The 968-nt window shown below is 77.1% G+C and carries 1 protein-coding gene; it reads left to right on the plus strand.

Going from position 1 to position 968, the window contains the following annotated elements; all coding sequences use genetic code 11:
* Positions 1-874, plus strand: an 874-nt coding sequence (locus Q4D18_RS06185) for an electron transfer flavoprotein subunit alpha/FixB family protein (RefSeq protein WP_303126606.1), incomplete at its 5' end; no start/stop codon positions are given.
* Positions 875-968 lie beyond the last annotated feature (94 nt).

Consider the following 968-nt stretch of genomic DNA (forward strand, 5'->3'; position numbering starts at 1 on the left):
GGACGCCGCCGGCGACGCCGCCCCGGACGCCCTCACGGCGCGCCTGGGCGAGCTCGGCGCCGCCGTCGTCCACACCGCCGTGTCCGAGCACGTGGGCTCCGCGATGGGCTCGGCCGAGGTGGCCGCGCTGGCCGCCGCGATCGAGGCCGTGCTGCCCGAGGCCGTGGTGCTGCCCAACTCTCCGGAGTCCCGCACGATCGCCGGGCGGCTGGCCGTCCGCGCGCACGGCGCCGTCACCGCGGACGCCGTCGCCCTGCGCCGCGAGGACGGCGAGGTCGTGGCCCAGCACTCCGTGTTCGGGGGGGACGTGCTCGCCGAGTCCACCGTGGAGGGCGGGCCGAACATCGTCACCCTGCGCCCGGGCGTGGTGGAGGAGCGGGCCCAGCCCGTCGCCGCCCCCGAGGTCCGGCCCCTCGAGGTGGGGGAGCGGGCCGTCGCCGCCGGGGCGGCCATCCGCTCCTCCGAGCCCGTCGAGGTGTCCTCGGACCGCCCCGCGCTGCGGACCGCCAAGACCGTGGTGGCCGGCGGCCGCGGCGTGGGCTCGGAGGAGGGCTTCACCACCCTCGTGGAGCCGCTCGCCGACGCGCTGGGGGCCGCCGTGGGCGCCTCCCGCGCCGCCGTCGACTCCGGCTTCACGAGCGCCGACCGGCAGGTGGGCCAGACCGGCGTGATCGTGGCGCCGGACCTGTACATCTCCCTGGGCATCTCCGGGGCCATCCAGCACCTGGCCGGCATGAAGACCTCCAAGACCATCGTGGCGATCGACTCCAACGAGGACGCCGAGATCTTCGACCACGCCGACTTCGGCGTGGTGGGGGACGTGTTCGAGGTCGTCCCGCAGCTGATCGCCCGGCTCGACGCCCGCCGCGGCTGAGCCGCCTCTCCCGGGAAGGGGACCGCACCGTGCCGCAGCGCATGCAGGGGTACACCGAGTTCCGAGGCGCGCCCTGGCCTCCCGCCGGCGCCGC

Source organism: Micrococcus sp. (genome assembly GCF_030523875.1).
Taxonomy (GTDB): domain Bacteria; phylum Actinomycetota; class Actinomycetes; order Actinomycetales; family Micrococcaceae; genus Micrococcus.